Origin of the sequence: Acidovorax sp. Leaf191 (assembly GCF_001424425.1) — a bacterium.
Lineage (GTDB): Bacteria > Pseudomonadota > Gammaproteobacteria > Burkholderiales > Burkholderiaceae_C > Acidovorax.
Genome location: NZ_LMPT01000022.1, coordinates 316,563 through 343,227, shown reverse-complemented (window position 1 = coordinate 343,227; position 26,665 = coordinate 316,563). Strand labels below are relative to the sequence as shown.

The 26,665-nt window shown below is 66.2% G+C and carries 23 protein-coding genes; 10 read left to right on the top strand and 13 right to left on the bottom strand.

Translation table 11 applies throughout. The features are described from left to right. Positions 1 to 26: 26 nt before the first annotated feature. The 5 genes from prmB to dapC form a co-directional block, all read right to left on the bottom strand. Positions 27 to 896 carry a 50S ribosomal protein L3 N(5)-glutamine methyltransferase gene (gene prmB, locus ASG27_RS24045; RefSeq protein ID WP_056412263.1) on the bottom strand — a complete coding sequence of 290 codons (870 nt, stop codon included), beginning with the start codon at positions 894 to 896 and terminating at the stop codon, positions 27 to 29. After that, on the bottom strand, positions 893 to 2,074 hold the full coding sequence (dapE, locus tag ASG27_RS24040) for a succinyl-diaminopimelate desuccinylase (RefSeq protein ID WP_056412259.1): 1,182 nt from the start codon (positions 2,072 to 2,074) through the stop codon (positions 893 to 895). The genes prmB and dapE overlap by 4 nt, the downstream gene beginning before the upstream one ends. Positions 2,075 to 2,094: 20 nt before the next feature. Further along, positions 2,095 to 3,258, bottom strand: coding sequence for a PilT/PilU family type 4a pilus ATPase (locus ASG27_RS24035; protein ID WP_056412256.1), 1,164 nt, complete (start codon positions 3,256 to 3,258; stop codon positions 2,095 to 2,097). 80 nt (positions 3,259 to 3,338) lie between these two features. After that, positions 3,339 to 4,172, bottom strand: a complete 834-nt coding sequence (gene dapD, locus ASG27_RS24030; protein WP_056412253.1) for a 2,3,4,5-tetrahydropyridine-2,6-dicarboxylate N-succinyltransferase — start codon at positions 4,170 to 4,172, stop codon at positions 3,339 to 3,341. A 59-nt stretch (positions 4,173 to 4,231) separates the two neighbouring features. Continuing rightward, a complete protein-coding gene (gene dapC / locus ASG27_RS24025; protein WP_056412250.1) occupies positions 4,232 to 5,437 on the bottom strand; it encodes a succinyldiaminopimelate transaminase in 1,206 nt (401 codons plus the stop codon). A gap of 150 nt (positions 5,438 to 5,587) precedes the next feature. On the opposite strand from dapC, the gene ASG27_RS24020 reads away from it, so the two are divergent. After that, the gene (locus ASG27_RS24020; protein ID WP_056412375.1) at positions 5,588 to 7,078 is read left to right on the top strand and encodes a methyl-accepting chemotaxis protein; all 1,491 of its coding nucleotides are present in this window, start codon (positions 5,588 to 5,590) and stop codon (positions 7,076 to 7,078) included. A 67-nt stretch (positions 7,079 to 7,145) separates the two neighbouring features. Here ASG27_RS24020 and rsxB read toward each other — a convergent pair whose 3' ends face one another. The 5 genes from rsxB to dusA form a co-directional block, all read right to left on the bottom strand. After that, complete coding sequence (rsxB, locus tag ASG27_RS24015) at positions 7,146 to 7,871, bottom strand: electron transport complex subunit RsxB (protein ID WP_056412372.1); 726 nt, start codon at positions 7,869 to 7,871, stop codon at positions 7,146 to 7,148. Further along, positions 7,871 to 9,577 (bottom strand): polyhydroxyalkanoate depolymerase, encoded by a 1,707-nt coding sequence (locus ASG27_RS24010; RefSeq protein ID WP_056412248.1) that lies wholly within the window; start codon positions 9,575 to 9,577, stop codon positions 7,871 to 7,873. The genes rsxB and ASG27_RS24010 overlap by 1 nt, the downstream gene beginning before the upstream one ends. A gap of 207 nt (positions 9,578 to 9,784) precedes the next feature. Continuing rightward, positions 9,785 to 10,891 (bottom strand): GTP pyrophosphokinase, encoded by a 1,107-nt coding sequence (locus ASG27_RS24005; protein ID WP_056412244.1) that lies wholly within the window; start codon positions 10,889 to 10,891, stop codon positions 9,785 to 9,787. 193 nt (positions 10,892 to 11,084) lie between these two features. Beyond that, positions 11,085 to 11,609, bottom strand: a complete 525-nt coding sequence (locus tag ASG27_RS24000) for a GNAT family N-acetyltransferase (protein WP_235503913.1) — start codon at positions 11,607 to 11,609, stop codon at positions 11,085 to 11,087. A 45-nt stretch (positions 11,610 to 11,654) separates the two neighbouring features. Beyond that, entirely contained in the window at positions 11,655 to 12,692 is a 1,038-nt protein-coding gene (gene dusA, locus ASG27_RS23995) for a tRNA dihydrouridine(20/20a) synthase DusA (RefSeq protein WP_268751112.1), read from the bottom strand. 374 nt (positions 12,693 to 13,066) lie between these two features. Here dusA and ASG27_RS23990 point away from each other — a divergent pair, with 374 nt between their 5' ends. Further along, a complete protein-coding gene (locus tag ASG27_RS23990; protein WP_056412238.1) occupies positions 13,067 to 13,654 on the top strand; it encodes a lysophospholipid acyltransferase family protein in 588 nt (195 codons plus the stop codon). Positions 13,655 to 13,761: 107 nt separating this feature from the next. Here ASG27_RS23990 and ASG27_RS23985 read toward each other — a convergent pair whose 3' ends face one another. Beyond that, the gene (locus ASG27_RS23985) at positions 13,762 to 14,208 is read right to left on the bottom strand and encodes an Lrp/AsnC family transcriptional regulator (RefSeq protein WP_056412235.1); all 447 of its coding nucleotides are present in this window, start codon (positions 14,206 to 14,208) and stop codon (positions 13,762 to 13,764) included. 178 nt (positions 14,209 to 14,386) lie between these two features. Between ASG27_RS23985 and ASG27_RS23980 the strand changes: the two genes are divergently transcribed. Both ASG27_RS23980 and ASG27_RS23975 read left to right on the top strand, forming a co-directional pair. Continuing rightward, a complete protein-coding gene (locus ASG27_RS23980; protein WP_056412232.1) occupies positions 14,387 to 15,553 on the top strand; it encodes a saccharopine dehydrogenase family protein in 1,167 nt (388 codons plus the stop codon). A 55-nt stretch (positions 15,554 to 15,608) separates the two neighbouring features. Beyond that, complete coding sequence (locus ASG27_RS23975) at positions 15,609 to 16,568, top strand: GSU2403 family nucleotidyltransferase fold protein (protein ID WP_056412230.1); 960 nt, start codon at positions 15,609 to 15,611, stop codon at positions 16,566 to 16,568. On the opposite strand, the gene ASG27_RS23970 is transcribed toward ASG27_RS23975, so the two are convergent. Next, positions 16,565 to 18,436: an AMP-dependent synthetase/ligase gene (locus tag ASG27_RS23970; RefSeq protein WP_056412227.1), complete on the bottom strand. Its 1,872-nt coding sequence runs from the start codon at positions 18,434 to 18,436 to the stop codon at positions 16,565 to 16,567. The two genes, ASG27_RS23975 and ASG27_RS23970, sit on opposite strands and share 4 nt — an antisense overlap. A 441-nt stretch (positions 18,437 to 18,877) precedes the next feature. On the opposite strand from ASG27_RS23970, the gene ASG27_RS23965 reads away from it, so the two are divergent. Beyond that, entirely contained in the window at positions 18,878 to 20,041 is a 1,164-nt protein-coding gene (locus tag ASG27_RS23965; RefSeq protein ID WP_056412224.1) for a GGDEF domain-containing protein, read from the top strand. A gap of 57 nt (positions 20,042 to 20,098) precedes the next feature. Here the strand turns inward: ASG27_RS23965 and ASG27_RS23960 are convergent, their stop codons facing one another. Next, the gene (locus tag ASG27_RS23960) at positions 20,099 to 20,734 is read right to left on the bottom strand and encodes a GntR family transcriptional regulator (protein WP_056412221.1); all 636 of its coding nucleotides are present in this window, start codon (positions 20,732 to 20,734) and stop codon (positions 20,099 to 20,101) included. 144 nt (positions 20,735 to 20,878) lie between these two features. On the opposite strand from ASG27_RS23960, the gene scpA reads away from it, so the two are divergent. Genes scpA through ASG27_RS23935 form a run of 5 tightly spaced genes read left to right on the top strand, consistent with a single transcriptional unit; the run spans position 20,879 to position 26,662 of the window. Then, a complete protein-coding gene (gene scpA / locus ASG27_RS23955) occupies positions 20,879 to 23,065 on the top strand; it encodes a methylmalonyl-CoA mutase (protein ID WP_056412368.1) in 2,187 nt (728 codons plus the stop codon). A gap of 42 nt (positions 23,066 to 23,107) precedes the next feature. Beyond that, on the top strand, positions 23,108 to 23,578 hold the full coding sequence (locus tag ASG27_RS23950; RefSeq protein WP_056412219.1) for a GNAT family N-acetyltransferase: 471 nt from the start codon (positions 23,108 to 23,110) through the stop codon (positions 23,576 to 23,578). Then, on the top strand, positions 23,575 to 24,591 hold the full coding sequence (meaB, locus tag ASG27_RS23945) for a methylmalonyl Co-A mutase-associated GTPase MeaB (protein ID WP_056412216.1): 1,017 nt from the start codon (positions 23,575 to 23,577) through the stop codon (positions 24,589 to 24,591). Before ASG27_RS23950 ends, meaB begins: the two co-directional genes overlap by 4 nt. A gap of 52 nt (positions 24,592 to 24,643) precedes the next feature. Beyond that, positions 24,644 to 26,176, top strand: a complete 1,533-nt coding sequence (locus tag ASG27_RS23940; RefSeq protein ID WP_056412213.1) for an acyl-CoA carboxylase subunit beta — start codon at positions 24,644 to 24,646, stop codon at positions 26,174 to 26,176. Between the two features lie 24 nt (positions 26,177 to 26,200). Beyond that, positions 26,201 to 26,662 (top strand): PH domain-containing protein, encoded by a 462-nt coding sequence (locus ASG27_RS23935; protein WP_056412211.1) that lies wholly within the window; start codon positions 26,201 to 26,203, stop codon positions 26,660 to 26,662. Positions 26,663 to 26,665 lie beyond the last annotated feature (3 nt).

Below are 26,665 nucleotides of genomic sequence, written 5' to 3'. Positions count from 1 at the left end.
ACGGGCCCATTGCTATTGGCCACAGATCAGAGCTGCAAGAGGCTGGTTCTATGAATCAGCAGAACTTGGTCTTCCCCAGCGCTGGTATCAAGCCAGTATGCGGGAAGGCTAGGGAACGCTGCTTCAAAGTTTTCACGCTCGTTGCCGATCTCCAGCACGATCACAGCGTCTTCGCTCATGCACGCCGGCGCCGCCGCAAACAGCTGGCGGATGAAGTCCATGCCGTCGCTGCCGCCCGCCAGTGCGAGCTCTGGCTCCGCGCGGTACTCCGCGGGCAGTGCTGCCATGCTGGCTGCGTTCACATACGGTGGATTGCAAAGAATCAGGTCCCATGGGCCGGGCAGGGCGGCGAGGCCGTCGGACAGCTGGAGTTGAATGCGGTCTTGCAGCCCATGTTTATCGACGTTGATGCGCGCCACGGCCAAAGCGTCTGGCGAGATGTCGGCGCCGGTGACTGCGACCTCGGGCCAGGCCATGGCGGCCAGCACGGCCAGGCTGCCGTTGCCGGTGCACAGGTCGAGCACCCGGCGGGTGTTCTCGCTCAGGAATTCGTCCACGCTGCCATCGGCCAGCAGCTCGGCAATGAAGCTGCGCGGCACGATGGCGCGTTCGTCCACATAAAACGGTATGCCCTGCAGCCAAGCCTCTTGCGTCAGGTATGCGGCGGGTTTGCGGGTGGTGATGCGCTCGTTCAGCAGGGCCTCGACCTCGTCGCGCTGCTCGCCAGTGATGGGCATGCCTTCCACGCTATCGAGATCATCGAGCGGCAGCCCCAGCTGCCAGAGCACCAGCCAGGCGGCTTCATCGAACGCGTTGGTGGTACCGTGGCCGAAAGCCACCCCCGCGGCATCCAGGCGCGCGGCGACGGAGTCGATGAGCTCCTGCACGGTCGTCATGCAGCGGCCCTCGCCGCAGCGTCGAGGTTCTCCAGCGTGCGGCGGTAGATGTTCTTGAGTGGCTCGATGTCGGCCACGACGATGTGCTCGTCGATCTTGTGGATGGTGGCGTTGGGCGGCCCCATCTCGATGACCTGGGGGCAGACCTGGGCGATGAAGCGCCCGTCGCTGGTGCCGCCGGTGGTGGACAGCTCGGTTGTGAGGCCGGTTTCAGCGGTGATGGCCTGCTGCACCGCGCTGACCAGCTCGCCGGGCGTGGTGAGAAAAGGCTGGCCGCCCAGCGTCCAGCGCAGGTCGTACTCCAGGCCGTGGCGGTCGAGCAGGGCATGCACGCGCTCGCGCAGGCCTTCGGCCGTGGACTCCGTGGAGAAGCGGAAGTTGAAATCGATCACCACTTCGCCCGGGATCACATTGGTGGCACCGGTGCCACCGTGCATGTTGCTGATCTGCCAGCTGGTGGGCGGGAAGAAGGCGTTGCCCTGGTCCCATTCGGTAGCGGCCAGCTCAGCCAGTGCCGGCAGCGCCTGGTGGATGGGGTTGCGCGCCAGTTGCGGGTAGGCAATGTGGCCCTGAATGCCGCGCACGGTGAGCTTGCCGCTCAGGGTGCCGCGGCGGCCGTTCTTGATCATGTCGCCGGTTCGCTCCACCGATGTGGGTTCGCCCACGATGCAGTAGTGCAGGGGCTCGCCGCGTGCCTGCAGCTGCTCGACCACGACCTTGGTGCCGTCGACGGACGGGCCTTCTTCATCGCTGGTCAGCAGGAACGCCAGCGTGATCAGCGGCTCGGGCGTGGCGGCGAGGAATTCTTCGACCGCCACCACGAAGGCGGCGATCGAGGTCTTCATGTCGCTGGCGCCGCGGCCGAAGAGCTTGCCGTCCCGGTGCGTGGGCACAAAGGGGTCGCTGCTCCACTGTGTCAGCGGCCCGGTGGGAACGACATCGGTGTGGCCTGCAAATACTATGGTTTTGATAGCTGCTTGCGCACGCTCAGCGAGCGCTGCAGGCCTTTTTGCCCATAAATTGCTGACGCGGAAGTCTGCCGGGCCGCTGTCCAGGCGTTCGCACACGAAACCCAGGGGCGCCAGGCGGGCGGCCAGAAGATCCAGGCACCCGGCGTCCTCGGGGGTGATGGAGGGCAGGGCAATGAGCTGTTCGGCGAGGTGCAGTGTGCGGGACATCGGGGCGTGAAAAGTGTCGTTCAGGCGGCGGGCTTGACGTCCAGCACGATCTCGGTGAACGAGGGCTGGTCATCGGGCGCATCGCGCGCTTCCTTCTGGGCCTTGGCGGCGTTGGCCGCCAGGGAAAAGTCGTTTTGCAGGCGCCACATCAGGTTGGTGGGCGAGTCTGCGTAGGCAATGCCTTCCTTGCGGTCGATCTTGGCGTCCATGATGAGCTGGGCCAAGGCTTCTTCGAAGGTCTGGGAGCCTTCGGCCATGGACTTTTCCATGGCTTCCTTCACGCCGGAGAAGTCGCCCTTTTCGATCAGCTCGGAGACGAGCTTGGAATTGAGCATGACCTCCACGGCGGGCACGCGCGAGCCGTCGATCTTGCGCACCAGGCGCTGCGAGATCACGGCCTTGAGCGCGGAAGCGAGGTCGCCCAGCATGGTGGGGCGCACTTCCACCGGGTAGAAGCTCAGGATGCGGTTGAGCGCGTGGTAGCTGTTGTTGCCGTGCAGCGTGGCCAGGCACAGGTGGCCCGACTGCGCGTAGGCGATGGCGGCGGACATGGTCTCGCGGTCGCGGATTTCGCCGATCAGGATCACGTCGGGCGCCTGGCGCAGCGCGTTCTTCAGCGCTGTCTGCAACGACTGGGTGTCGCTGCCGATCTCGCGCTGGTTGACGATGGATTTCTTGTTGCGGAACTGGTACTCGACCGGGTCCTCGATGGTGAGGATGTGGCCGGTGAGCGACTCGTTGCGGGTGTCGATCATCGACGCCAGCGAAGTGCTCTTGCCCGAGCCCGTGGCGCCCACCATCAGGATGAGGCCGCGCTTTTCCATGATGAGCTCACGCAGCACGGGCGGCAGGCCCAGCGAGTCGAACTCGGGGATGTGCTGCGAGATGAAGCGGATCACCACCGCGTAGCTGCCACGCTGGCGCATGGCGCTGACCCGGAACCGGCCCACGCCGCTGAGCGGCACGCCCATGTTGAGCTCACCGGTCTCTTCCAGCTCTTCGATGCGGTCCGGGGGGACCACCTCGGAGAGCAGGTTGCGCGGCGCGTCGGCGGGCAGGATCTGGTTGTTGATCGGCACGCACTCGCCGTTGATCTTGATCAGCGCAGGCGCATTGGCCGACAGGTAGACGTCGGACGCCTTTTTCTCGGCCATCAGGCGAAGAATCCGTTCCATCGTGCTCATGGTGTGTCCCTCTGGTGTCGTTATCGTCTGTGGCGCTGATCGTGCCGCGCGGCGAGTGGTCCGGTCAACCGTTCGATGGCTCAGTCGCGCAGCAGGTCGTTGATGCTGGTCTTGGAGCGGGTCTGCGCATCCACCTGCTTGACGATGATGGCGGCGTACATGCTGTACGGCGCGCCGTTGGCGGCGGTCTTGGGCAGGTTGCCGCTCACCACCACCGAGCCCGAGGGCACGCGGCCGTAGCTGATCTCGCCCGTGGCGCGGTTGAAGATGGGGGTGCTCTGGCCCAGGTAGACGCCCATGCCCAGCACCGAGTGCTCTTCCACGACGACACCTTCGACGACTTCGGAGCGCGCGCCGATGAAGCAGTTGTCTTCGATGATGGTGGGGCCTGCCTGCAGCGGCTCCAGCACACCGCCGATGCCCACGCCGCCCGACAGGTGGACGTTGGCACCGATCTGCGCGCACGAGCCCACCGTGGCCCAGGTGTCGACCATGGTGCCTTCGCCCACGTAGGCGCCGATGTTCACGTACGACGGCATCAGGATCGCGCCCTTGGCGATGAAGCTGCCGCGGCGGGCCACGGCAGGCGGCACCACGCGCACGCCGATGGCCTTCATTTGTTCTTCGGACAGATGCGCGAACTTGGTGGGCACCTTGTCGTAGAAGCCCAGGTCGCCGGCCTTCACGAGTTCGTTGTCCTTCAGGCGGAACGACAGCAGCACGGCCTTCTTGATCCACTGGTGCACGGTCCACTGGCCCACGCCTTCACGGGTGGCCACGCGCAGCGTGCCGTTGTTCAGCTCGGCGATCACGTGCTCGACAGCGTCCTGGATTTCCTTGGGGGCGGCAGCGGGAGAGAGGCTGGCGCGGTTGTCCCAGGCGTTGTCGATGAGGGTTTGCAGTTGTTGTGTCATGGTTGTCGTCGTTCTATCGATCGGTCGGTAAGTCGGTCGTCTGTGGATCAGGGATCGGATCAGGCGGTACGGGATTGGATGAATTGCACGATGCGCAGCGCGGCTTCCACGCATTCTTCGGTTTCGGCCACCAGGGCCATGCGCACGCGTTGGGCGCCGGGGTTGCTGCCCTGGGCCTCGCGGGCCAGGTAGCTGCCGGGCAGCACCGTGACATTGTATTGAGCCAGAAGGGCCCGCGCGAACTCGGCGTCCGTCATGCCCAGGGCGTCGGGCACCTTGGCCCACAGGTAGAAACCTGCGTCGGGCAAGGCCACGTCCATCACGCCCGCCAGCAGGGGGGTGACCTGGGCGAACTTCTTGCGGTAGCGCGCGCGGTTTTCGACCACGTGCTGCTCGTCGCCCCAGGCCGCGATGCTGGCCGCCTGCACGATGGGGCTCATGGCGCTGCCGTGGTAGGTGCGGTACAGCAGGAAGGCCTTGATCAGGGCCGCGTCGCCTGCCACGAAACCGCTGCGCATGCCCGGCACATTGCTGCGCTTGGACAGGCTGGTGAACGAGATCAGATTCTTGAAATCGTGCCGGCCCAGCCGGTGGGCGGCCTGCAGTCCACCCAGGGGAGGCTCGTCGCGGAAGTAGATTTCGCTGTAGCACTCGTCCGAGGCGATGACGAAGCCATAGCGGTCGCTCAGGTCGAACAGCTTTTGCCATTCGGTGATCGGCATCACGGCGCCGGTGGGATTGCCGGGCGAGCACACGAACAGAAGCTGCGTCTGCTTCCAGACGGATTCCGGCACGGTGTCCCAGTTGACCGCGAAGTTGCGGGCCGGGTCGCTGGCCGCGTAGTAGGGCTGCGCCCCCGAGAGCAGGGCCGCGCCCTCGTAGATTTGATAGAAGGGGTTGGGGCAGACCACGAGCGCCTGGCCCCGGGACGGGTCGATCACCGTCTGGGCAAATGCGAACAGCGCCTCGCGCGAGCCGTTGACCGGCAGCACCTGGGTGGCAGGGTCGAGCTGGAGCGCATAGCGCTGTGCGATCCAGCCGGTGAACGCTTCGCGCAGCTTCAAATCCCCCGCGGTGGCCGGGTAGCTGGCCAGGCCATCGAGGTTGTTACTGAGTGCATCCCTGATGAACTGAGGGGTAGGATGGCGCGGCTCCCCCATGCCCAGGCTAATGGGGCCGTAGTTGGCGGGGGGCGTGACCCCGGCAAAGAGCTGCCGCAACCGCTCGAACGGGTAGGGCTGTAGATGGGAAAGCAGGGGATTCATGGGGCGTCATTATGGGCGATGGGTGCGGCCCGCCGTCCGAGGGCCCGGCGCGCGCATTGGTGCAAACCCGCAGCGACGCCCGCTGTCAATTCACAGTAAGTGCGTCCCCCTAGGATTTCGGCCACTGCCAGAAGGATAAGAGGAGACATGATGTCAGCATTTCTGCCGCTGAGGCCGGGACTGGGGTGGATGCGCAGGTGGCGCTTGCCAGGAAAGCTGCTGACGCTGGGCGTGCTGGTGGCGCTGGCACTCGCCGCCGCCGTGGCCGGCGCGCCCTGGTGGCTGCTGGCGCTGGCGGCCGCCGTGGTGCTGTATGCGCTGGTGGCGCTTTACGCCAGCCTGTCGGCCGACCTGAGCACCCTCGCGCAGGCCATCGAGCGCACGCAGGGAGGCGACCTGTGCGCACGTGCCGGTGCCAGCCATGGCAGGGACGAGGTGGCGCAGATGGCCCAATCGCTCGACCGCATGGTGATCACGCTGTCATCGATGGTGGCAGACATCCGCAGCAACGCGGCGCTGGTGGCCCATGCCGGGCAGAGCCTAGCCCAGGGCAACCGCTCGCTGGCCGACCGCACCGAGCAGCAGGCCGCGAACCTCGAGCAGACCGCGGCCAGCGTCGAACAGCTTTCGTCCGCCGTGCAGAACAACGCCCAGACGGCCCAGAGTGCCGACGCGCGCGCTGCCCAGGTGCGGCAGGCGGCCGACCAGGGCGCGCAGGCGATGGACCGCGCGGTGCAGTCGGTGGAGGCGATCCAGCAGGGCGCGCGCCGCATGACCGAGATCATCGGGGTCATCGACAGCATCGCATTCCAGACCAACATCCTGGCGCTCAACGCCGCGGTGGAGGCTGCGCGCGCTGGCGAGCAGGGCCGGGGCTTTGCAGTGGTGGCGGCCGAGGTGCGCACGCTGGCCAAGCGTTCGGGCGATGCAGCCCGCGAGATCCGCGAGTTGATCGGCGCGTCGGTGAGCCAGGTGGAAACCAGCGCCGGCCTGATCCGGTCCGCGGGCGAGGGCATTGCGGACATGGCCAGCGGGATCCGCAGCGTGGCGGCCAGCATGAGCGAGATATCGGGGTCCAGCACCGAGCAGAGCACCGGCCTGCGCGAGGTCAGCGCTGCCGTGCAGCAGCTCGACCAGATCACCCAGCACAACGCGCAGATGGTGGGCCAGGCGGTGCAGCAGGCCGAGGCGCTGGAAAGCCGCGCGTCCACGCTGTCGCGCGCGGTGTCGGCGTTTCGCCTGCAGCAGGGGACAGCCGAGGAGGCCGTGGCGCTGGTGCACCGGGCCGTGGCCTTGCACAAGAGCACCTCGCGCGAGCAGTTCCTGCGCAGCATCACGGACAAGAGCCAGCCCTACCACGACCGCGACATGTACGTGTTCGCGCTCGACACCGGCGGAACCTACCGGGCCTTCGGCGGCAACCCTGCCAAGGTGGGCACGCGGGTGCAGGACATTCCGGGCATTGCGGGTGACCAGCTGGTGAGCGATATCGTGGCGCAGGCCGACCATGCACCGGGCTGGGTGGAGTACGACATCGTCAACCCGGCCTCCGGCGCGGTGCAGACCAAGATGTCGTATGTGAGCCGCGTGGGCGACCTGTACCTGGGCTGCGGCGTGTACAAGAAGCTGGCCGCGCGCTGATCGCAACGGGGCGGGTCGAGCGAGTTGCCTGCATGCGCCGGCTGCCGCGGGCCAGCCCGTTCGCGTACTAGCGGGGCGCCTGCGCCCGGCGTTGCCGGGCACGTTCCATCGCGGCTGCGATGGCCGCCTTGCGCACTGCCTGGGCGTCGTCCACTGCGCCCATTGGTGCGGGCGCAGCAGCGTCCGTGGCATCGCTGCGCGAGGCCGACGGCGCGGCGGTCACGGCACCGTCTGCGGGCTCATCGTCCGCTATCGCGTCCAGCGGCAAGCGCTCGCGGTGTGCCGCGTAGCGTTGCTGCGCCTGCCGGGCCAGAGGGGCCGACCAGGCCGCCCAGCCAGTCGCAGTGCCTGTCACGTTCTCCAGCTGGATGCAATCGACCGGGCAGACCGGAATGCACAGCTCGCACCCCGTGCAGTAGGGCTCGATCACGGTGTGCATCACCTTGTTCGACCCCACGATGGCGTCGGTGGGGCAGGCCTTGATGCACAGCGTGCAACCGATGCACCAGGATTCATCAATGAAGGCCACAGCGCGCGGTGCTTCCTGGCCGTGCTCCGCGCTCAGGGGCGCTGCCGGCAGGCCGGTGATGGCCGCCAGCCGTGCGATGCCTTCGGCGCCCCCCGGTGGGCACTGGTTGATGGCGGCCAGGCCGTCAGCGATCGCCTGGGCGTATGCGCTGCAGTCCGGGTAGCCGCAGCGCGTGCACTGCGTCTGCGGCAGGGCCGCATTGATCCGCGCCGCGAGCGCGGCGGTGGCGGCAGGCGGCGTGGGTGGCGTGCGAAGCGCGGCGATCAAGCCTTGCGCGCCACGCCGCGGCGGGTGCGGGGCGTGGCCGCTGCGGTAACGGAGGCCTTGGCCGCTGCTTCGGGCGCATCGGCTGCGGCGGCTGCAGCAGCAGGGCTGGCAGCCCCGGTGGCCCCCGCCTTGGCGCGGCCTGCCGCGGCCGGGGTCACCCAGCGGGTGGCCACGGCAGGCGCTGCGGCCGACGATGCGGCAGCAGCGGCCGATGCGGCCTTGGCGGCTGGCTTGGACCCAGTCTTTGCGGCTGCTTTCGTGGCTTTGGCCGCAGGCTGGGGCGCTGTCTTGGTGGCTGCTTTGGCCGGTGCCGACTTGGTTGGAGCGGCTTTTGGCGCGGCCGCCTTGGCTGCGACGGCCGCTTTCGGGGCCGGCGCAGCGGGTGCGGGCGGGTTGTCGTCCGGCGTTTCGATCACGCGGGGAGCTGCCTTCTTCTGGGGCTTTTCGTGGCCGTGGATGAAGGCGCGCACTTGCGGATACACGACTTCGCGCCAGCGGCGGCCGCTGAAAATACCGTAGTGGCCTGCGCCCTTGGCTTCCAGGTGGCGCTGCTCCTTGTGCACGATGCCGCTGCACAGTCCGTGGGCTGCCTCGGTCTGGCCGGAGCCGGAGATGTCGTCAAGCTCACCCTCGACCGTGAACAGGGCGGTGGTCTTGATGTCTTCCGGACGCACGCGCTCGATCTTGCCGTCTGGCGAGCGCACGTCCCAGGTGCCGTGGACCAGCTTGTATTCCTGGAACACCGTCTCGATGGTTTCCAGGTAGTAGTCGGCGTCCATGTCCAGCACGGCGTTGTACTCGTCGTAGAACTTGCGGTGGGCTTCCGCGCTCGCGTCGTCACCCTTGATCAAGTCCTTGAAATAGTCGTAGTGGCTGGTGGCATGCCGGTCGGGGTTCATGGCCACGAAGCCGGTGTACTGCAGGAAGCCGGGGTACACGCGGCGGCCGGCCCCTGGGAAGTTGTCGGGCACGCGGTAGATCACGTTGTTCTCGAACCATTCGTAGCTGCGGTTCGTGGCCAGGTTGTTCACCGCCGTCGGCGACTTGCGCGCGTCGATGGGGCCACCCATCATGGTCATGGTCAGCGGCGTGGTCTCGCCGCGGCTGGCCATCAGGGACACGGCGGCCAGCACGGGCACCGTGGGCTGGCACACGCTGATCACGTGGCAGTTGCCGTAGATGCCTTGCAGGTGGCGGATGAACTCCTGCACGTAGTTCACGTAGTCGTCCAGGTGGAATTCGCCGTCCGACAGGGGCACCAGGCGCGCGTTCTTCCAGTCGGTGATGTAGACCTTGTGGTCCTTGAGCATGGTGCGCACCGTGTCGCGCAGCAGCGTGGCGTAGTGGCCCGACAGCGGAGCCACGATCAGCACCACGGGCTGGGCCTTGAGCTTGACCAGGGTCGCCGGGTCGTCCGAGAAGCGCTTGAAGCGGCGCAGCTCGCAAAACGGCTTGTCCAGCTCGATGCGTTCGTGCACTGCCACGCCAACGCCGTTCACGTCCACCGAGGGAATGTCGAACGATGGCTTTTCGTAGTCCTTGCCCAGCCGGTACAGCAGGTCGTAGCCAGCGGACATGCGCTGCGCCAGGGGGCTCTGGCTGAAGGGCGACAGAGGATTGCTGTAGAGCTTGGCAGCTGCTTGAGCGAAATCAGTGAAGGGCTCCATCAGAGAGCGCTGTGTCTCGTAGATGTGGTACAGCATGGTCGAAACTCCGTTATGTTGCAGTGCAATATAGCAGCACTTGGTAACAAGCGCATGGAGGAAAACCACCAGTCTCAAGTCGCCTATGCGACATGGCGTGCGGCCTGCAGTGTGCCGGCCTGCTCGGCCGCACTATCGTTGGTCGACTATCAAATCAATAGCACGTTGCGCTGAGCAGGCCAGCGCCACTGCATGTTTCGAGCGTGGTCAATGCGGTTTGGGCTCGCCCTGTTCCTGCATCCACGACTCGAAGGACTCCCGCGCCGAGTTGCGCAGGGCGGGGCGAAACGCTGCCTTGTTGCTCAGGTACAGGCAGTGCCGGATCACGGTGTAGGGGTTGAAGCTGGCTTTAGGGTTTTGCTCCTCAAAGTGCTGCTTGTAGCGCTTGACCACGCCCACCGTCTCCCGCATCAGCGCGTTGAAGCGTGCGCGGGTCATGCCGGGCGACCATGCCTGGATGTCGTCCACGAAGCCGTCCACCTTGGAGGGCTCGAATTCGAAGTCCTTGAAGAAGTGCGTGGCGATCTTCAGGAAGGTGAATGCGTTGAGCTCGCTGCTGGGCGCTGCCGCCTTGGCCGGTGCCTGGGCGCCATCGACATCGCCTTCCGTCGCAGCGTCATCGCCGGGCAAGGGCTCGGCAGTCTCGTCCGGCGCCTGCAAGAGCTCGGCGGCGGTGGCGTCGCGGATCTGGCGGAACTCGCGGTCGGCCAGCTCGAACAGCGCCGACAGCACGTTGATGCGCCGCTTGAGCTGGCCCGGGATCGACTTCTTGTACTTGATGCGGTGGTCCAGCACGCTCCAGGAGTCCTGGATGATGGTGCGCACCTGCAGCTCGAAGGGCAGGTGCGCATAGGCCGCATGCTCCGGAAACGAGCGCTCCGCGGCAGACAGGCGCAAGTCCAGGTGCAGGCCCTTGTAGCCGAACGATGCCTCGGTGCTCTCCACCGCGCTGACCTTGTCGGTCACGTCGATCACCGCAAAGTGCGCGCGCATGATCTGGGCGATCTTCTCCAGCTCGTCTTCGTACAGGCACACCACGCGCACGCCGATCAGGTCGGTGATGTAGCTCTGGATGTCGTACGGCGTGTTGCTTTCTTCCAGCGCCGGGCGGTACTTGCGGATGAACTTGCGGATGCACTCGTCCGCATCCTTCACCCGGCCCTCGACCTTGGTGATGTCCACCCCGCCAGCCTGCGTCACGGTGGCCGCGACCAGGCCGGTCAGTGCCGCACAGGCATCCTGCAGCGCGGCGGACTGTTGCGCGTAGAACGTGCGGAAGGCGGATTCCTCCAGGTCGAAATCAAGCGATGGCATGCCGTGTCTCGGATGTTGTTGTTGAATGGGTGAAGAGTGCAATCGCAGGCTTGGGTTCCGCGCCCACAGAGCATAGCTGTCAGCGTAGTGGTGGATCGCTTCCCCGAGTGTGTTCGCAAATGCAAAGGCGCCGTGCCGGACGATTGCCCATCATGGTGCGGACGGCCACCACTGCCACGGCCCGCCACAGCACTCAGTCCGCCAGAACAGCCCAGCGCTCATGGTCCCGCCAGTGTCCGTCGATTTTGAGGTAGCGCGGCGAGAACCCCTCCTGCACGAACCCGCAGGACCGTACCAGTGCGATGGAGCGCAGGTTGCCGGGCTGGATGTTGGCCTCCAGGCGGTGCAGCTTCAAGACCCCAAACGCGTGCAGCAGCACTTGCAGCAGGCCTGCGCGCATGCGCCCTTGCCGCTCATGGCCGGCGAACGCGTAGTACCCGAGATAACCACTGCAAAACGCTCCCATCACGATCTGGGTGATGTTGATCACGCCGGCCATCTCTTCGGCGCCGTCAGCGGAGCGCAGGCACACCAGAAAGCTGTGGTTGCTGCGCGAGTCCATTGTTGCCAGGAAGTCCGAGAACGCCTTTGTATCGCACGGTGCGGTGGTCCAGGGCGCGTGCAGCGCACGGCTTTGGCAGGCCAGCGCGATGAAGCGGGGCGCATCGGCCATCACCGGCGGGCGCACAAAGACTGCGGGCCGCGTGCCTGGCGTCACGGAAGGCTCGGATTCCAGCACCTTGCATCCCGCCAAAACGCCAGGTCAGGCCACGGCCTGCGCCAATGGTTCTGCAGCAGCGTCCGGCGCCGTATTGGCATAGGACGCCATGGCCAGCGCATGCACCTCGCGCGCAGGGCGGTCCTTGAGCAAATGGTTGCTCCACACCTGGCGCCAGATGCGCGCGCCGGGCAGGCTGTGGCGCAGGCCCAGCATGTGGCGGGCGATGTGGGGCCAGGGCGTGCCGTGTTGCGCGGCCTCGCGCTCCATGTACTCGACCATGGCCAGCTCCACCTCTTCGCGGGTCAGGGGGCAGGGCATACCACCCTGACTGCCGTAGTAGAGCTGGTCCCAGCGCGCCATCCACCAGGGGTTGTGGTACGCCTCGCGGCCGATCATCACGCCGTCCAGGTGCTCCAGCTGCTGCAGCACCACATCGTCGGTCTGGATGCCGCCGTTGATGGCGATGGTGAACTGCGGAAACTCGGCCTTGAGCTGGTGCACCACCTCGTAGCGCAGGGGCGGAATGTCGCGGTTTTCCTTCGGGCTCAGGCCCTGCAGCCACGCGTTGCGCGCGTGCACGATGAAAACGGTGCAGCCCGCCTCGGCCACGGTGCCGATGAAGTCGCGCACGAAGCCGTAGTCTTCGGCCTTGTCGATGCCGATGCGGTGCTTGACCGTCACCGGCACATCCACGACGTCCTTCATGGCCTTCACGCAGTCGGCCACCAGCTGTGGCGCCTTCATCAGGCTGGCGCCAAAGGCGCCGCGCTGCACCCGGTCGCTGGGGCAGCCGCAGTTCAGGTTGATCTCGTCGTAGCCCCATTCCTCGCCCAGCCGCGCGGCGTGGGCCAGCTTGTCGGGCTCGTTGCCGCCCAACTGCAGGGCCACCGGGTGCTCTTCGCTGTTGAAGCGCAGGTGGCGCTCGGTACCGCCGTGGATGATGGCGCCAGCGTTCACCATCTCGGTGTACAGCAGGGTCTGGCGCGTCAGCAGGCGGTGGAAGTACCGGCAGTGGCGGTCAGTCCAATCCATCATGGGCGCGACGGACATGCGCCAGGGGCTCAAAGCAGGGGATTCCACGGCAGTCAAAAAAGGCAAGGGAGATAGAAGCAAGACAAAAGAGAGGGCTGTAGCGGCGCACACCGGCAGGGCGCGCGCAAGGCTGCAGGGGTAAGGACGGCCCGATTATCCCACCCGCTTGCCGGCCGCGCCAGCCTGTGGATATGAGAAAAACTCGGTGCTACCGCTTGCTAGGCAAGCGCCAATAGCTATCAAAACAGTAGTGCTTGGCGTATGCACCGCCAGAATGACTCCAGCCCTTGTCCAGCCGCAAGGCAGGGCCAAGTCGGCATCGGCGATACTCGCGGCGCTTTTCTTCTGATGTACGACCTGTGATGTCTGCGGGACCGGTCGTGCCGCCGCGTCCTGCGGCCCTGCTTGCCGCTGTATTCCCCATGCACCACACGATTTTTGACACGCCCGTTGTCAACACCCTGCTGCGCGCCCTGTCGCGCGCCACCTTGCGCCTGACGGGTTGGCGGGTGGAGGGCGCCTTGCCCGCCCATGCTGCCAAAAGCGTGCTGATCGCCGCGCCGCACACCAGCAACTGGGACCTGCCGTACACGCTGATGCTGGCGTTTTCGCTGCGGCTGCGGGTGTACTGGATGGGCAAGCAGAGCCTGTTCAGGGCGCCGTTTGGCGGCGTGATGCGCTGGCTGGGCGGCATTCCGGTGAATCGGAATCAGGCGAACAACCTGGTGGCCAGCTCGGCCCAGGCCATGCGGGATGCGGACGGGCCCATGCAGCTCATCGTGCCGCCCGAGGGCACGCGCGGCAAGACGCGGCACTGGAAGACGGGCTTTTATTTCATTGCCCAGCAGGCCGGCGTGCCCATCGTGCTGGCTTTTGTGGACTACGGCCGCAAGGTGGGCGGACTGGGGCCGGTGTTCGAACCCACAGGCGATGTGGAGCGCGACATGGCGAGCATCAAGGCGTTTTACGCGCCCATCCAGGGCAAGAACCCCACGCAGTTCGATGCGTGAGTAAATTGAAGGTAAAAACCACCCCTGCCGCTTGATAGGCAAGCGCCAGACGCTACTGTATTTGTAGCAATTCAGATACCAGGCTGGAGGCGCGTCTGCGAGGGGTATCACCCCACGCTGCGCCGGTCGATCTTGCGGCTGAGCACGATGCTGGTCTGCGTCTGGTGCACCCCGTCGAGCTGGCCCAGTCGGTCGAGCAGCCTGTCGAGTTGCTCGTGGCTGGTGCAGCGCAGAAACACCAGGTAGTCGAACGGCCCGCTCACGGCCGAGACCTCTTCCACCTCGGGCATGGCCTGCAGCGCGCGCAGCACGGCCGGTGCGGTCCTGGGCAAGACGCTCAGGGAGCACCATGCCCGCACGGCCAGGGCCTCCAGCTGCGGCCCCAGGCGCACCCCATAGCCCGCCACCACGCCAGAGCGCTCCAGGCGGGCAATGCGCGCTACCACGGTGGTGCGCGCCAGGCCCAGCTTGCGCGCCAGGGTCGCCGTGCCCTCGCGGGCGTTGGTTTGCAGCAGGCTCAACAGCTGGCGGTCCGTGTCGTCCAAGGGGGTCATCCAGCGCCTTTGTCGGTCAAAAAATCATGATGGCGATGGTAATCGCCGATATGACCAATTGCACAGAGCTTTTCGACGTTTTGCCTGCTACACATTGTCAGTTGTCCCGCCTAGCATCACTGCATCTGCATTCGATGGCCCGGCATGCCGCCGGCAGCAATCCCACCAGGAGCACACCATGAAATCCACGTCTCTCCCAACACCCCGCCATCCGTCCGCAGGGCGTCTTGCCGTCACCATATTGGGCGCCGGTCACATCGGTTTTGCCATGGCATTGCTGTTGCAGCAGTCTGGGGACTACGACATTGAGGTGGCAGACCGCGACCCCGTGCGCCTGGCCGAGGTAGCCGCCCTCGGTATCGCTACGCGGCTGACTGCCGATGACGCCAGTCTGGAGGCCGCCATTGCAGGCCGCTTCGCGGTGCTGAACGCGCTGCCTTTTCACCGCGCCGTGACGGTGGCCACACTGTGCGTGGAGGCCGGGGTGCACTACTTCGACCTGACCGAAGACGTGCAGAGCACCCAGGCCATCCGCGCGCTGGCGGCTGCTGGCGCAGGCAGCGTACTCATGCCCCAGTGCGGCCTGGCGCCGGGGTTCATCGGCATCGTGGGCAACGACCTCGCCCGCCGCTTCGACACGCTGCACACCTTGCGCATGCGCGTGGGGGCACTGCCGCGCTATCCGCAGGGCGCCCTGCGCTACAACTTGACCTGGAGCACCGAAGGCCTGATCAACGAGTACTGCAACCCCTGCGAAGCCATTGTGGACGGCGTGCGCACCAGCGTGCCGGCGCTGGAAGGGTTGGAGACTTTTGCGCTGGATGGCGTCGAATACGAGGCGTTCAACACCTCGGGCGGCCTGGGTACGCTGACCGAAACCCTGGCGGGCCAGGCGCGCCAAGTGGACTACCAGTCCATCCGCTATCCCGGCCACTGCGCCATCCTGAAGCTGCTGCTCAACGACCTGCGCCTGCGCGAGCGGCGAGACCTCTTGAAAGACATCCTGGAAACGGCGGTGCCCACCACCGACCAGGATGTGATCGTCATCTTTGCCACGGCGGCAGGCACGCGCGGCGGGCGGCTGGTTCAGGACTCGTATTCGGCCCGCATCGTGGGCACGGAGGTGGCGGGGCACAGGTTGAGCGCGATCCAGCTCACCACGGCCGCGGGCATTTGCACGGCGCTGGATCTGGTGGCGCAGGGGCGGCTGCCGCAGCGCGGGTTTGTGGGGCAAGAGGCGGTGCGGCTGGGGGATTTCTTGGCGAATCGGTTCGGGATGGCGTATGCCGAAGGCGGGCTTTTGATGCTCCCTTCAGCAGTTTCTGCCGAATTGAATCATCAATAAACTATTGATTTAATTGAAAATTCGGTATATTTTGTGTTTTTGAAATTTATACCGAATGCGCGAAATCCGTCCTAACGTCGCCCGTCAGTACATCGACGCGGTTTCCGTGTTCGAAGCCTGGGAAGAGGCCGAGCGTGAAGCATCGCAAGTGCGTGGCGGCATGTACTGGCACAAGGGGCCGCCAGCGGCTCCGGAGGCTGTCTACCTGGTGCGAACCAGCCCCAAGGGCGCGGAAAAAAGCCTGGGGCCCAAAACACCCGAGACAGAGCGCGCCTATGCCCGCTTTCTGGAGCGCAAACAGCTGGCGCAAGACCGCCTGACCGCGCTGGCAGAAAAGCGCAAGGAGCACGAGCGCATGAATCGCGCTCTGCGGGTGGGCCGCGTGGACCCTATCGTGGTCAAGGTGCTCGACCGCATGGCTTCATCGGGGCTGAGCGAGTTCTTTCGGGTGGTGGGAACCCACGCCCTGTATGCCTACGAAGCGACTGCCGGCGTGGTCGTCGAGGACGATGCAGTGGCGACCCGAGACATAGATCTGCTGTGGGATGTGCGCAGGCGACTGCACTTTGCGACCGCTCTGGCGCGCGTGGACAGTTCGATGATCGGCCTGCTCCGAAAGGTGGACAAAACCTTTCGCCTCAAGGACCTGGACAAATACACCGCCGTCAACCAGGACGGCTTTGAAGTGGACATCTTGCGGCGTGAACAGCAGGGAGAAGATCCGCACCCCATCCGCATGAGCGACGATGAAGACGACTTCTGGGTGACCCAGGCCCGCAAGGCCCATGTGCTGATGGACGCGCCGCCGTTCAGCGCGGTGGTCGTTGCTTCCAGCGGAGCCATGGCTCGCATGAACACCCTGCATCCCCTGGCATTCGCGCGTTTCAAGCGATGGATGAGCGGGCAGGGCGATCGCGACCCGCTCAAGCGCCGACGCGATGCCCTGCAGGCCGAAGTGGTGGAGGCGATGGTGGCGCAATACCTGCCGCAATGGCAGGCCGGCGCTGCAGGCTAGCGCCCACCCGGCTTCTGGTACATCCCGTCAATCGCCTGCGCAAAATGCGCCATCAGGTTGTTGCGCTTGAGCTTGAGCGTGGGCGTCATGAAGGTGTTTTCGATCGTCCACGGCTCCAGCGTGCAGTGCACGGCGCGCGGCACGGCGTAGCGGGCAAAGCTGGCGGTGTTCTTCTCGATGCGGGCCAGCACCGCGCGGTGCACGCTGGGGTGGTTCAGGCTGTCGGCATCTTGCGAGGACAGGCCCAGGTCCGCGGCCAGCCGCTGCCATTCGCCCGCATTGAGCACCGCCACGCAGGCGATGAACGGGCGGTTTTCACCCACGACAAAGGCCTGCTCCAGCAGCGGATCGGCCAGCAGGGCCAGTTCCAGGTCGCCGGGCGGCACCTTTTCGCCGGTGGAGGTGACGATGATCTCCTTGATGCGGCCCTTGATGTAGATGCGTCCGCCCACGATGTCGGCCTGGTCGCCCGTGCCCAGCCAGCCGTCGGCGCTCAGGATGCGGGCGGTGTCTTCGGGCCGCTTCCAGTAGCCCTTCATCACGATGGGGCCGCGCACCTGCAACTCGCGGTTGTCGCCGATGCGCACTTCCACGCCCGGCAGGGCCTTGCCTACGCAGGCCGGGTCGTTGTCATCGAGCGAGTTCACCGACACCACGGGCGCGGTCTCGGTCATGCCGTAGCCCTGGATGAGCGGCAGGCCCAGGCCCAGAAAGCACTTGGCAATGGTGGGTGACAGCGGCGCGCCGCCGCTCACGGCCACGCGCACGCGCCCGCCGAACTGCGCGAGCAGCGGCTTGGCCACCAGCATCTGCAGCAGCGGCCAGGGCAGGGCGGCCATCCAGCCGGCGGCCCGGCCCTCGTCGGCCGCCGGCGTGGCCAGGGCCTGCGTGGCGCAAAACTGCGTCCAGCCCTTGTGCTGGGCGGCCTCGTACAGCTGCATCTTCCAGGGCGATGGCGACAGCTTTTCGAGCAGCTTGGCGTGGATGCGCTCGTAGATGCGCGGCACCGACACCAGCACCGTGGGGCGCACGGTCTTGAGGTCTTCGCCCAACTGCCCCACCGACCGCGAATAGGCCACGCAGCTGCCTGCGGCAATCGGCAGGTAGTAGCCGCCCGTGCGTTCGAAGGTGTGCGACAGCGGAAGGAACGACAAAAACACATCGTCCACCGTGGGCGCGATGCGCTCGAGCACGGCCTTCACGTCGCTCACCACATTGCGGTGGGTCAGCATCACGCCCTTGGGCTTGCCGGTGGTGCCGGAGGTGTAGACGATGGCGGCCAGGTCGTCCTCTGCGGGCGGCACATACGTGGCCGGTGTCGCAGCCGACGTGGCGGCGTGCTGCGCACCCGCCAGCCACTGTGCCAGCGACCCCACGATGGGCCCGCCTTCCGTGGGTGGCAGGGCGGCGATGACCGCGGCATCGTCGTCGGCGATGACCACGGCGCGCAGCGCCGGAAACGGCGTGCCGACCGCCTGGACCTTGGCCCACTGTTCCGCCTGGCCCACGATCAGCATGGACGCTTCGCAGTCCGACAGGATGTAGGCGATGCTGCCGGGGTTGTCGATGGCGTGCAGGGGCACGGGCACGCAACCCGTGGCCAGCGTGGCCTGGTCTGCGCACATGGCGTTCAGGCCGTTGGGCAGCAGGATGGCCACGCGCGCAGCCGGGGGCAACTGCATGGCCGCCAGGGCCTGGGCCCACTGGTCGACGCGCCGGGCGGTGTCCGACCAGGACAGGCTGGTCCAGGCCTGGGTGGCACTGTCGAAGGCGCGGTAGGCCTCTTTGTCGGGGGTGCGCGCGGCGCGGTAGGCGAGAAGCTGCGGCAGCGTCTGGACGCTGGCGATATCGGAAGGAGTGGAAGCCATGGAACCTGCGGTGAAGGCCGTGCGCGCCGAAGGCGCACCGCCTCGGTGAAAACCCGCGGGATCATACCCACCACGCCCGGGCAAAACGCCTTGGCCGACCGCTCTTGTGTTGCAAATGGTGCGTTCCGATTCCCGGAATGATCGGCCGGGCCGGCCACAGCATGGCGTGCCGCCGCGCAGGGCCGGAACGGCCGAACCCGGGGTGCGGTACCCACGGCCCGCCTGCTGGCACCTGTGCATCTGGTCACAGTCAGGGTGGCCCCGCTGCGTGGCGGCATGGCACTCGGGCCGGAAGGGCAAGCGCAAATCCCCGGGGTGCCCCGGGCCCGGCTCAGCCACAATGCCCCACCTTGGACGCTCCGGCCACGGGCCGCAAGGCCGTTGGCCGCACGCCCATCGACCCTGACCCACCGCACCCTGCCCACATCCCCCGTCATTGCCATGGATCCCGTCACGATCTTCATTGTTGTCATGCTGATGATGCTGGCCAACGGGTGGGTGCTGGGCCTGATGCGCAAGGACTTTCCTGCGGCGCTGCGCCCGTGTACCGAGACCTGGCGCACCGCCACGCTGCTGCTGGCCGGCAGCGCAGTGCTGTACGCGTTCCAGTACCAGATGCCGCTGGGTGTGGCGTCGCCACTGGCCAACGGCCTGGTCATGCTGGGCTGCACGGGCTACCTGCGCGCATTGCGCCAGTTCTACGGCTTGCCCGACCCCCGCTGGCTGTTCGCCCCGGCCCTGGTCGGGTTCATCGGCATCCTGTGGTTCGCGGTGGTTGCGCCTGATACCCGCATGCGCGTGTTCATCCTGTCGGCCTGCTGCACCTTGCTGCTGCTCGCAAGCTTCATGCTGCTGGTCTCGCAGAAGGCACCCGAGGGCGCGCACAGCCGCCGCGTGGTGGCTGGGCTGTTTGCCATGGTGGCGGGGTTCATGGTGTTCCGGGCGGCGTATTTCGTGGGGCGCGGCGTCAGCCCGTCGTTCGACATCACCGGCGACGGGGCCTGGATCAACATCGCCAGCCCCATGGTCACGGCGCTGCTGCCCGTGGTGGGCACCACGGCCTTCTTGCTGATGTGCTCCGAACGCATCGGCCGCCAATGGGAGCTGGCCGCATCCACCGACTACCTCACCGGCCTGCCCAACCGGCGCACGCTGGTCACCGTGGGGGAGCGGCGGTTCGCCGAGCGGCAGCAGCCGCAGGGGCGCAGCCTGGCCCTGGCCGTGATCGATATCGACCACTTCAAGGCCATCAACGACCGGCACGGCCACGAACTGGGCGACGTGGCGCTGCGCCATGTGGCCGAGCACCTGCGCGCCGCGTGCCGCGGCAGCGACCTGGCGGCGCGCCATGGGGGCGAGGAGTTCGTGGTGCTGTGGGACGGGCTGGACGCTGCCGCCGCGCTGACCGCCGGCGAGCGCCTGCGCGCGCTGGTGGCCCGGGAGCCGCTGCACGCGGGCGGCGCGCTGATCCCGATGACCGTGTCGATGGGCGTGGCCGCTGCAGGCGAGGGCGACCGCAGCTTCAGCGACCTGCTGCGCCGCGCGGACGAGGCGCTCTACATCGCCAAGGCCGCGGGGCGCAATCGGGTGGAGATGGCGGCCTGATGCGACGCGGCCCATAGCCGGGGTTGCATCACCGGCAGGGCAGGAGGGCGGCTCAGTTCAGGTCGCGGCTTCCAGGCCGTGCGCAAAGTGGGCCTGCATGGCCTTCATCGTCGCCTTGGCATCGCGGGCCACCATGGCGGCCAGGATGGCGCGGTGCTCGTTCAGCGAATCCTCGATGCGCCCCTGCTTGAACAGCGAGTTATGGCGGTTGAGCTTCATCACCTTGCGCAGGTCGGCCACCATCTGGCTGCGCCAGCGGTTGTCGGCCAGCTCCAGCAGCAGCATGTGAAAACGCTCGTTCACCGCAAAGAAGCGCTCGCGCTCGCTCGCCGCGGCCTCCAGCTCGTCGTGCAGGTCCTGCAGCGCCTGCAGCTGGGCAGGGCTGGCCGTGGTGGCCACCACGCCGGCGGCATCGCTCTCCAGCAGGCTCAGCAGGTGGTACACGTCACGCAGGTCCTTCTCGCTCATCTCGGTCACATAGGCGCCACGGCGCACTTTCATCGTGACCAGGCCCTCGGCGGCCAGCACCTTCAGTGCCTCGCGCAGAGGGGTGCGACTGATGCCGAACTCCTCGGCGATCTTGAGCTCGTCGATCCAGCTGCCTGGCTCCAGCTCGCGCCGGAAGATGCGCTGGCGCAGCTGCTCAGCAACTTCTTCATAGAGGGCGCGGGGCGTGAGGGTGACAGCGGACATGGGCAGATTGTAAGCGGGGAGGAATATTTTGAATCAATAATTATGAATGATGTAAACTCGCCGCCACATCGGGGAGGCTCCCGGCGCAGCTTGCAGCGCATCGCCCGCCCCCAGCCCACTGCCATCTTCGGAGACCGCTTCGCCATGAGTGACACGCCCCACAACGCACCGTCCGCAACGCCGACGCCCGAGTTTGCACCCGCGTCGCTGCAGGCCTGGGCCAAGGCCGCAGCCAAGTCCGCCCCGGGTGGCAATGTCGAAGCGCTCAACTGGGTGACGCCCGACGGCATCACCATCAAGCCGCTGTACACCGCCGAAGACACCGCCGGCCTGCCGTACGCCAACACGCTGCCGGGCTTCGAGCCCTACCTGCGCGGCCCCCAGGCCACCATGTATGCGGTGCGGCCCTGGACGATTCGCCAATACGCCGGTTTTTCGACCGCGGAAGAGTCCAATGCCTTCTATCGCAAGGCACTGGCCGCGGGCGGGCAGGGCGTGTCGGTCGCTTTCGATCTGGCCACCCACCGGGGCTACGACAGCGACCATCCCCGTGTGACCGGCGACGTGGGCAAGGCCGGCGTGGCCATCGATTCGGTGGAGGACATGAAGATCCTGTTCGACCAGATTCCGCTGGACAAGGTGTCGGTGTCCATGACCATGAACGGCGCCGTGCTGCCCGTGCTGGCGGGCTACGTGGTGGCGGCGGAAGAGCAGGGCGTGTCGCAAGACCAGCTCTCGGGAACCATTCAGAACGACATTCTGAAAGAGTTCATGGTGCGCAACACCTACATCTACCCGCCCAAGCCCTCGATGCGCATCATCGGCGACATCATTGGCTACACGGCACGCAACATGCCCAAGTTCAACTCGATCTCGATCTCGGGCTACCACATGCAGGAGGCGGGCGCCAACCAGGCGCTGGAGCTGGCCTTTACCTTGGCCGACGGCAAGGAATACGTGAAGACGGCCATCGCCTCGGGCCTGGACGTGGACGAGTTCGCGGGGCGCCTGAGCTTCTTCTGGGCCATCGGCATGAACTTCTACCTGGAAGTCGCCAAGATGCGCGCCGCGCGCCTGCTGTGGTGCCGCATCATGAAGGAGACCGGTGCCAAGAACCCCAAGAGCCTGATGCTGCGCACGCACTGCCAGACCTCGGGCTGGTCGCTGACGGAGCAGGACCCGTACAACAACATCGTGCGTACCACCATCGAAGCCATGGCCGCGGTGTTTGGCGGCACGCAGAGCCTGCACACCAATGCGCTCGACGAGGCCATTGCGCTGCCCACCGAGTTCAGCTCGCGCATCGCGCGCAATACGCAGCTCATCATCCAGGAAGAGACGCACATCACCAATGTGGTGGACCCCTGGGCCGGCAGCTACATGATGGAAAAGCTCACCCAGGACATGATGGATGCCGCCTGGAAGATCATCGAAGAGGTCGAGGCGATGGGCGGCATGACACAGGCCGTGGACAGCGGCTGGGCCAAGCTCAAGATCGAGGCGGCTGCGGCTGAAAAGCAGGCACGCATCGACAGCGGTAAGGACGTGATCGTCGGCGTCAACAAGTACAAGCTGGCCAAGGAAGACCCGGTCGACATCCTGCAGATCGACAACGTGAAGGTGCGCGACGGGCAGATCGAGCGCCTGAAAAACATCAGGGCCAGCCGCGACCCAGCGCTGGTCCAGCAAGCGCTGGATGCTCTCACTTCTGCAGCAGAAGACGGCAGCGGCAACCTGCTGGACCTGGCGATCAAGGCGGTACGCCTGCGCGCCACGGTGGGCGAGGTGAGCGATGCGCTGGAGAAGGTCTTCGGCCGCCATCGTGCCGATACGCAAAAGGTGACCGGTGTGTACGCAGCCGCCTATGACTCGGCCGAAGGCTGGGACAAGCTCAAGGCTGAAATCAACGAATTTGCCGACACCGAGGGCCGCCGGCCCCGCGTCATGATCGCCAAGCTGGGCCAGGACGGCCACGACCGCGGCGCCAAGGTGGTGGCCACGGCCTTTGCCGACTTGGGCTTCGACGTGGACATGGGCCCGCTGTTCCAGACCCCCGAGGAGTGCGCGCGCCAGGCAATTGAAAACGACGTGCACGCCGTGGGCGTGAGCACGCTGGCTGCCGGCCACAAGACGCTGGTGCCCGCCATCATCCAGTCGCTCAAGGACCAGGGCGCCGACGACATCATCGTGTTCGTGGGCGGGGTGATCCCGGCGCAGGACTATGAGCATTTGTACGAAGCGGGCGTGAAGGGCATTTACGGCCCCGGCACGCCCATCCCGGCGAGCGCCAAGGATGTGCTGGAGCAGATCCGCAAGGCGGTGGCGGCGTGAGCCTGCGCGTGCCGTCCGAGTGTCTTGCCAGGGCCTGATGTGATGTTCAGTTTTGATCGCGTGCTCGACGCCGATTTCGACGCGATGGCCGACCTGCGTGCCGAGGCGCTGCGCGACGGCCTGGAGCACCTGGGCCGTTACGACCCGGTGCGCGTGCGGGAGCGTCTTCGCAGCGCGTTCGTGCCCGCGTGCATGCGGCACATCGTGGCAGGCGGCCAACGCATCGGCTACCTCACGCTGATCCCCGACCCCAATGCAGCGCAGATGCGCTTGCACCACCTCTACATCCTGCCCGGCCACCAGGGGAAGGGTGCGGGCGCATGGGCGCTGGACTGGGTCAAGCAACAAGCCAGCGAGCAGGCGCGGGATGTCACCCTGGGTGCATTGCGCGGCAGTCCTGCCAACCGTTTCTATCTGCGACACGGGTTTCGGTTGGTCGAAGAACAGGAGTTCGATCTGGAGTACCGCTGGAGCCCGGTGGCAGCCCACACGGCCGTGGAGGCATCGGCATGAACTTGTACCAGGGCGTGACCGGCGAGCCTGGCCCGGTGCAGCGCCGCGCCATGTCCAAGGCCATCACGCTGCTCGAATCCACCCGCGCCGACCACCGCGCGCAGGCGGACGAGCTGCTCACCGCGCTGCTCCCCCACACCGGCCAAGCCTTCCGCCTGGGCATCAGCGGCGTGCCCGGCGTGGGCAAGTCCACCTTCATCGAGGCCCTCGGCCTGTACCTCATCGGCCTGGGCCACCGCGTGGCCGTGCTCACCATCGACCCGTCCAGCACGGTGTCGGGCGGCTCCATTCTGGGCGACAAGACGCGCATGGAGCACCTGTCGGTGCACGACAAGGCCTACATCCGCCCCAGCCCATCGAGCGGCACCCTGGGCGGCGTGGCAGAGAAGACCCGCGAGGCCATGCTGGTCTGCGAGGCCGGGGGCTACGACGTGGCCATCGTCGAGACCGTGGGCGTGGGCCAGAGCGAGATCGCCGTGGCGGGCATGACGGACATGTTCGTGCTCATGCAGTTGCCCAACGCGGGCGACGACCTGCAAGCGATCAAGAAGGGCGTGATGGAGATCGCCGACCTGGTCGTCATCAACAAGGCCGACATCGACAAGAACGCCGCCACGCGGGCCGAGGCGCAGATCACCTCCAGCCTGCGCCTGCTCGGCATGCACGGCAACCCCGACCACGCGACGCACGGCGCGTTGTGGCAACCCCGCGTGCTGCAGATCAGCGCTTTGCTCGGGCAGGGGGTGGATGCCTTCTGGACCACCGTGGCGCTGTTTCGCGACATTCAATCGACCAATGGCCGCTTGGCAGCGCGGCGCGAAAAACAATCGCTCGCCTGGATGTGGGAGCGCATCGACGCGGGCCTCAAGCTCGCGTTCCGCCAGCACCCCGCCGTGCAAGAGCTGCTGCCCCAGATGCAGGCCGATGTGATCGCAGGGCGCATCGCTGCGTCCACTGCGGCCAGAAATTTGCTGCTTGCGCAATCCCCCCAAGCGCCACCAGCTATCAAATAAGTAGCAAACAGCTCCCCTGACCATTTCACCGAAATTTCACCAAAGGACGACCATGCAAGACATCCTGGATCAACTGGAGAAAAAGCGCGCCCAGGCACGCCTGGGTGGCGGGCAAAAGCGCATCGACGCGCAGCACGCCAAGGGCAAGCTCACCGCGCGCGAACGCATCGAGCTGCTGATGGACGACGGCACCTTCGAAGAATGGGACATGTTCGTCGAGCACCGCTGCACCGACTTCGGCATGGAAGACTCGCGTGTTCCGGGCGACGGCGTGGTCACAGGCTACGGCATGATCAACGGGCGCCTGGCGTTCGTCTTCAGCCAGGACTTCACCGTGTTCGGCGGTGCATTGTCTGAAACCCATGCCGAGAAGATCTGCAAGGTGATGGACCAGGCCATGAAGGTCGGCGCGCCGGTCATCGGGCTGAACGACTCCGGTGGCGCGCGCATCCAGGAAGGCGTGGCCAGCCTGGGCGGCTATGCCGACGTGTTCCAGAAGAACGTGCTGGCCAGCGGCGTGATCCCGCAGATCAGCATGATCATGGGCCCCTGCGCCGGCGGCGCCGTGTACTCCCCGGCCATGACCGACTTCATCTTCATGGTCAAGGACAGCTCGTACATGTTCGTCACCGGCCCCGAGGTGGTCAAGACCGTGACGCACGAAGAAGTCACGGCAGAGGAACTGGGCGGCGCCAGCACCCACACCACCAAGAGCGGCGTGGCCGACATGGCGTTCGAGAACGACGTGGAGGCGCTGATGATGCTGCGCCGCCTGTACAACTACCTGCCGCTGAACAACCGCGAAAAGCCGCCCGTGCGCCCGAGCAACGACCCGGCCGACCGCATGGACCGCAGCCTCGACACGCTGGTGCCCGAAAACGCCAACAAGCCCTACGACATGAAGGAGCTGATCACCAAGGTGGTGGACGACGGCGACTTCTTCGAGCTGCAGCCCGACTACGCCAAGAACATCGTCATCGGCCTGGCCCGCATGGAAGGCCAGACCGTGGGCATCGTGGCCAACCAGCCCCTGGTGCTGGCCGGCTGCCTGGACATCAAGTCCAGCATCAAGGCCGCGCGCTTCGTGCGCTTTTGCGATGCGTTCAACATCCCGGTGGTCACCTTTGTCGACGTGCCCGGCTTCATGCCCGGCACCAGCCAGGAATATGGCGGCATCATCAAGCACGGCGCCAAGCTGCTGTACGCGTACGCCGAGTGCACCGTGCCCAAGATCACCGTCATCACCCGCAAGGCCTACGGCGGCGCGTACGACGTGATGAGCTCCAAGCACCTGCGCGGCGACGTGAACCTGGCCTGGCCGCAGGCCGAAATCGCGGTGATGGGCGCCAAGGGCGCGGTGGAGATCATCTTCCGCGAAGACAAGAACGACCCCGTCAAGCTGGCCGCCCGCGAGTCGGAATACAAGGAACGCTTTGCCAACCCGTTCGTGGCGGGTGCGCGGGGCTTTATCGACGACGTGATCCTGCCGCACGAGACGCGCAAGCGCATCTGCCGTTCACTGGTCATGCTGCGCGACAAGAAGCTCGAGAACCCGTGGCGCAAGCACGGGAACATCCCGTTGTAAACGCTGGCCTCCACAAGTCAGGCCATGGCCCAGTCCCGCGCATTCTTCACTTCCGGGGTGGACTCCTGGCTACTGGCCATCGGTCCGCTGGCGGGCCTGTTTGCCATCACCTCGGTGGCGGTGACGGTGGTGCCGCTGGCGTTCAATGCCGGGGTGTTGCACGACAAGACAATGCTGAGTCTGATCGCCGTGGTGTTTGCTCTGACGCTGGTGTTGCCGCTGTGGTTGCTGCTGGACACCAGCTACACCTTGACCGCGGAGGAACTGCTGGTTCGCAGTGGCCCCTTGCGCTGGCGCATTGCGCTCGGCGACGTGCGCGAGGTGTTGCCGTCCCGCAGCTGGGCGTCTTCGCCCGCGCTGTCGCTGGACCGACTGCGCATCCGCTACGGCCAAGGCCGCAGCATTCTGATATCGCCGCGCGAGAAGCAACGCTTTATCGATGGTCTGCGCGAGCGCTGCCCATCTGTACTAGTTACTGGTTTTTGAATT

Excerpts from the sequence above, each read along its gene's own strand:
- dapD (WP_056412253.1), bottom strand. The coding sequence starts at position 4,172 with ATGACACAACAACTGCAAACCCTCATCGACAACGCCTGGGACAACCGC.
- ASG27_RS23940 (WP_056412213.1), top strand. The coding sequence starts at position 24,644 with ATGCAAGACATCCTGGATCAACTGGAGAAAAAGCGCGCCCAGGCACGC.
- ASG27_RS23975 (WP_056412230.1), top strand. The coding sequence starts at position 15,609 with ATGCGCGAAATCCGTCCTAACGTCGCCCGTCAGTACATCGACGCGGTT.
- ASG27_RS24010 (WP_056412248.1), bottom strand. The coding sequence starts at position 9,577 with ATGCTGTACCACATCTACGAGACACAGCGCTCTCTGATGGAGCCCTTC.
- ASG27_RS23980 (WP_056412232.1), top strand. The coding sequence starts at position 14,387 with ATGAAATCCACGTCTCTCCCAACACCCCGCCATCCGTCCGCAGGGCGT.
- ASG27_RS23965 (WP_056412224.1), top strand. The coding sequence starts at position 18,878 with ATGGATCCCGTCACGATCTTCATTGTTGTCATGCTGATGATGCTGGCC.
- scpA (WP_056412368.1), top strand. The coding sequence starts at position 20,879 with ATGAGTGACACGCCCCACAACGCACCGTCCGCAACGCCGACGCCCGAG.
- dapE (WP_056412259.1), bottom strand. The coding sequence starts at position 2,074 with ATGTCCCGCACACTGCACCTCGCCGAACAGCTCATTGCCCTGCCCTCC.
- ASG27_RS24005 (WP_056412244.1), bottom strand. The coding sequence starts at position 10,891 with ATGCCATCGCTTGATTTCGACCTGGAGGAATCCGCCTTCCGCACGTTC.
- ASG27_RS23970 (WP_056412227.1), bottom strand. The coding sequence starts at position 18,436 with ATGGCTTCCACTCCTTCCGATATCGCCAGCGTCCAGACGCTGCCGCAG.
- ASG27_RS23985 (WP_056412235.1), bottom strand. The coding sequence starts at position 14,208 with ATGACCCCCTTGGACGACACGGACCGCCAGCTGTTGAGCCTGCTGCAA.
- meaB (WP_056412216.1), top strand. The coding sequence starts at position 23,575 with ATGAACTTGTACCAGGGCGTGACCGGCGAGCCTGGCCCGGTGCAGCGC.
- prmB (WP_056412263.1), bottom strand. The coding sequence starts at position 896 with ATGACGACCGTGCAGGAGCTCATCGACTCCGTCGCCGCGCGCCTGGAT.
- ASG27_RS23935 (WP_056412211.1), top strand. The coding sequence starts at position 26,201 with ATGGCCCAGTCCCGCGCATTCTTCACTTCCGGGGTGGACTCCTGGCTA.
- ASG27_RS23960 (WP_056412221.1), bottom strand. The coding sequence starts at position 20,734 with ATGTCCGCTGTCACCCTCACGCCCCGCGCCCTCTATGAAGAAGTTGCT.
- dapC (WP_056412250.1), bottom strand. The coding sequence starts at position 5,437 with ATGAATCCCCTGCTTTCCCATCTACAGCCCTACCCGTTCGAGCGGTTG.
- ASG27_RS23990 (WP_056412238.1), top strand. The coding sequence starts at position 13,067 with ATGCACCACACGATTTTTGACACGCCCGTTGTCAACACCCTGCTGCGC.
- ASG27_RS23950 (WP_056412219.1), top strand. The coding sequence starts at position 23,108 with ATGTTCAGTTTTGATCGCGTGCTCGACGCCGATTTCGACGCGATGGCC.
- ASG27_RS24020 (WP_056412375.1), top strand. The coding sequence starts at position 5,588 with ATGTCAGCATTTCTGCCGCTGAGGCCGGGACTGGGGTGGATGCGCAGG.
- ASG27_RS24035 (WP_056412256.1), bottom strand. The coding sequence starts at position 3,258 with ATGAGCACGATGGAACGGATTCTTCGCCTGATGGCCGAGAAAAAGGCG.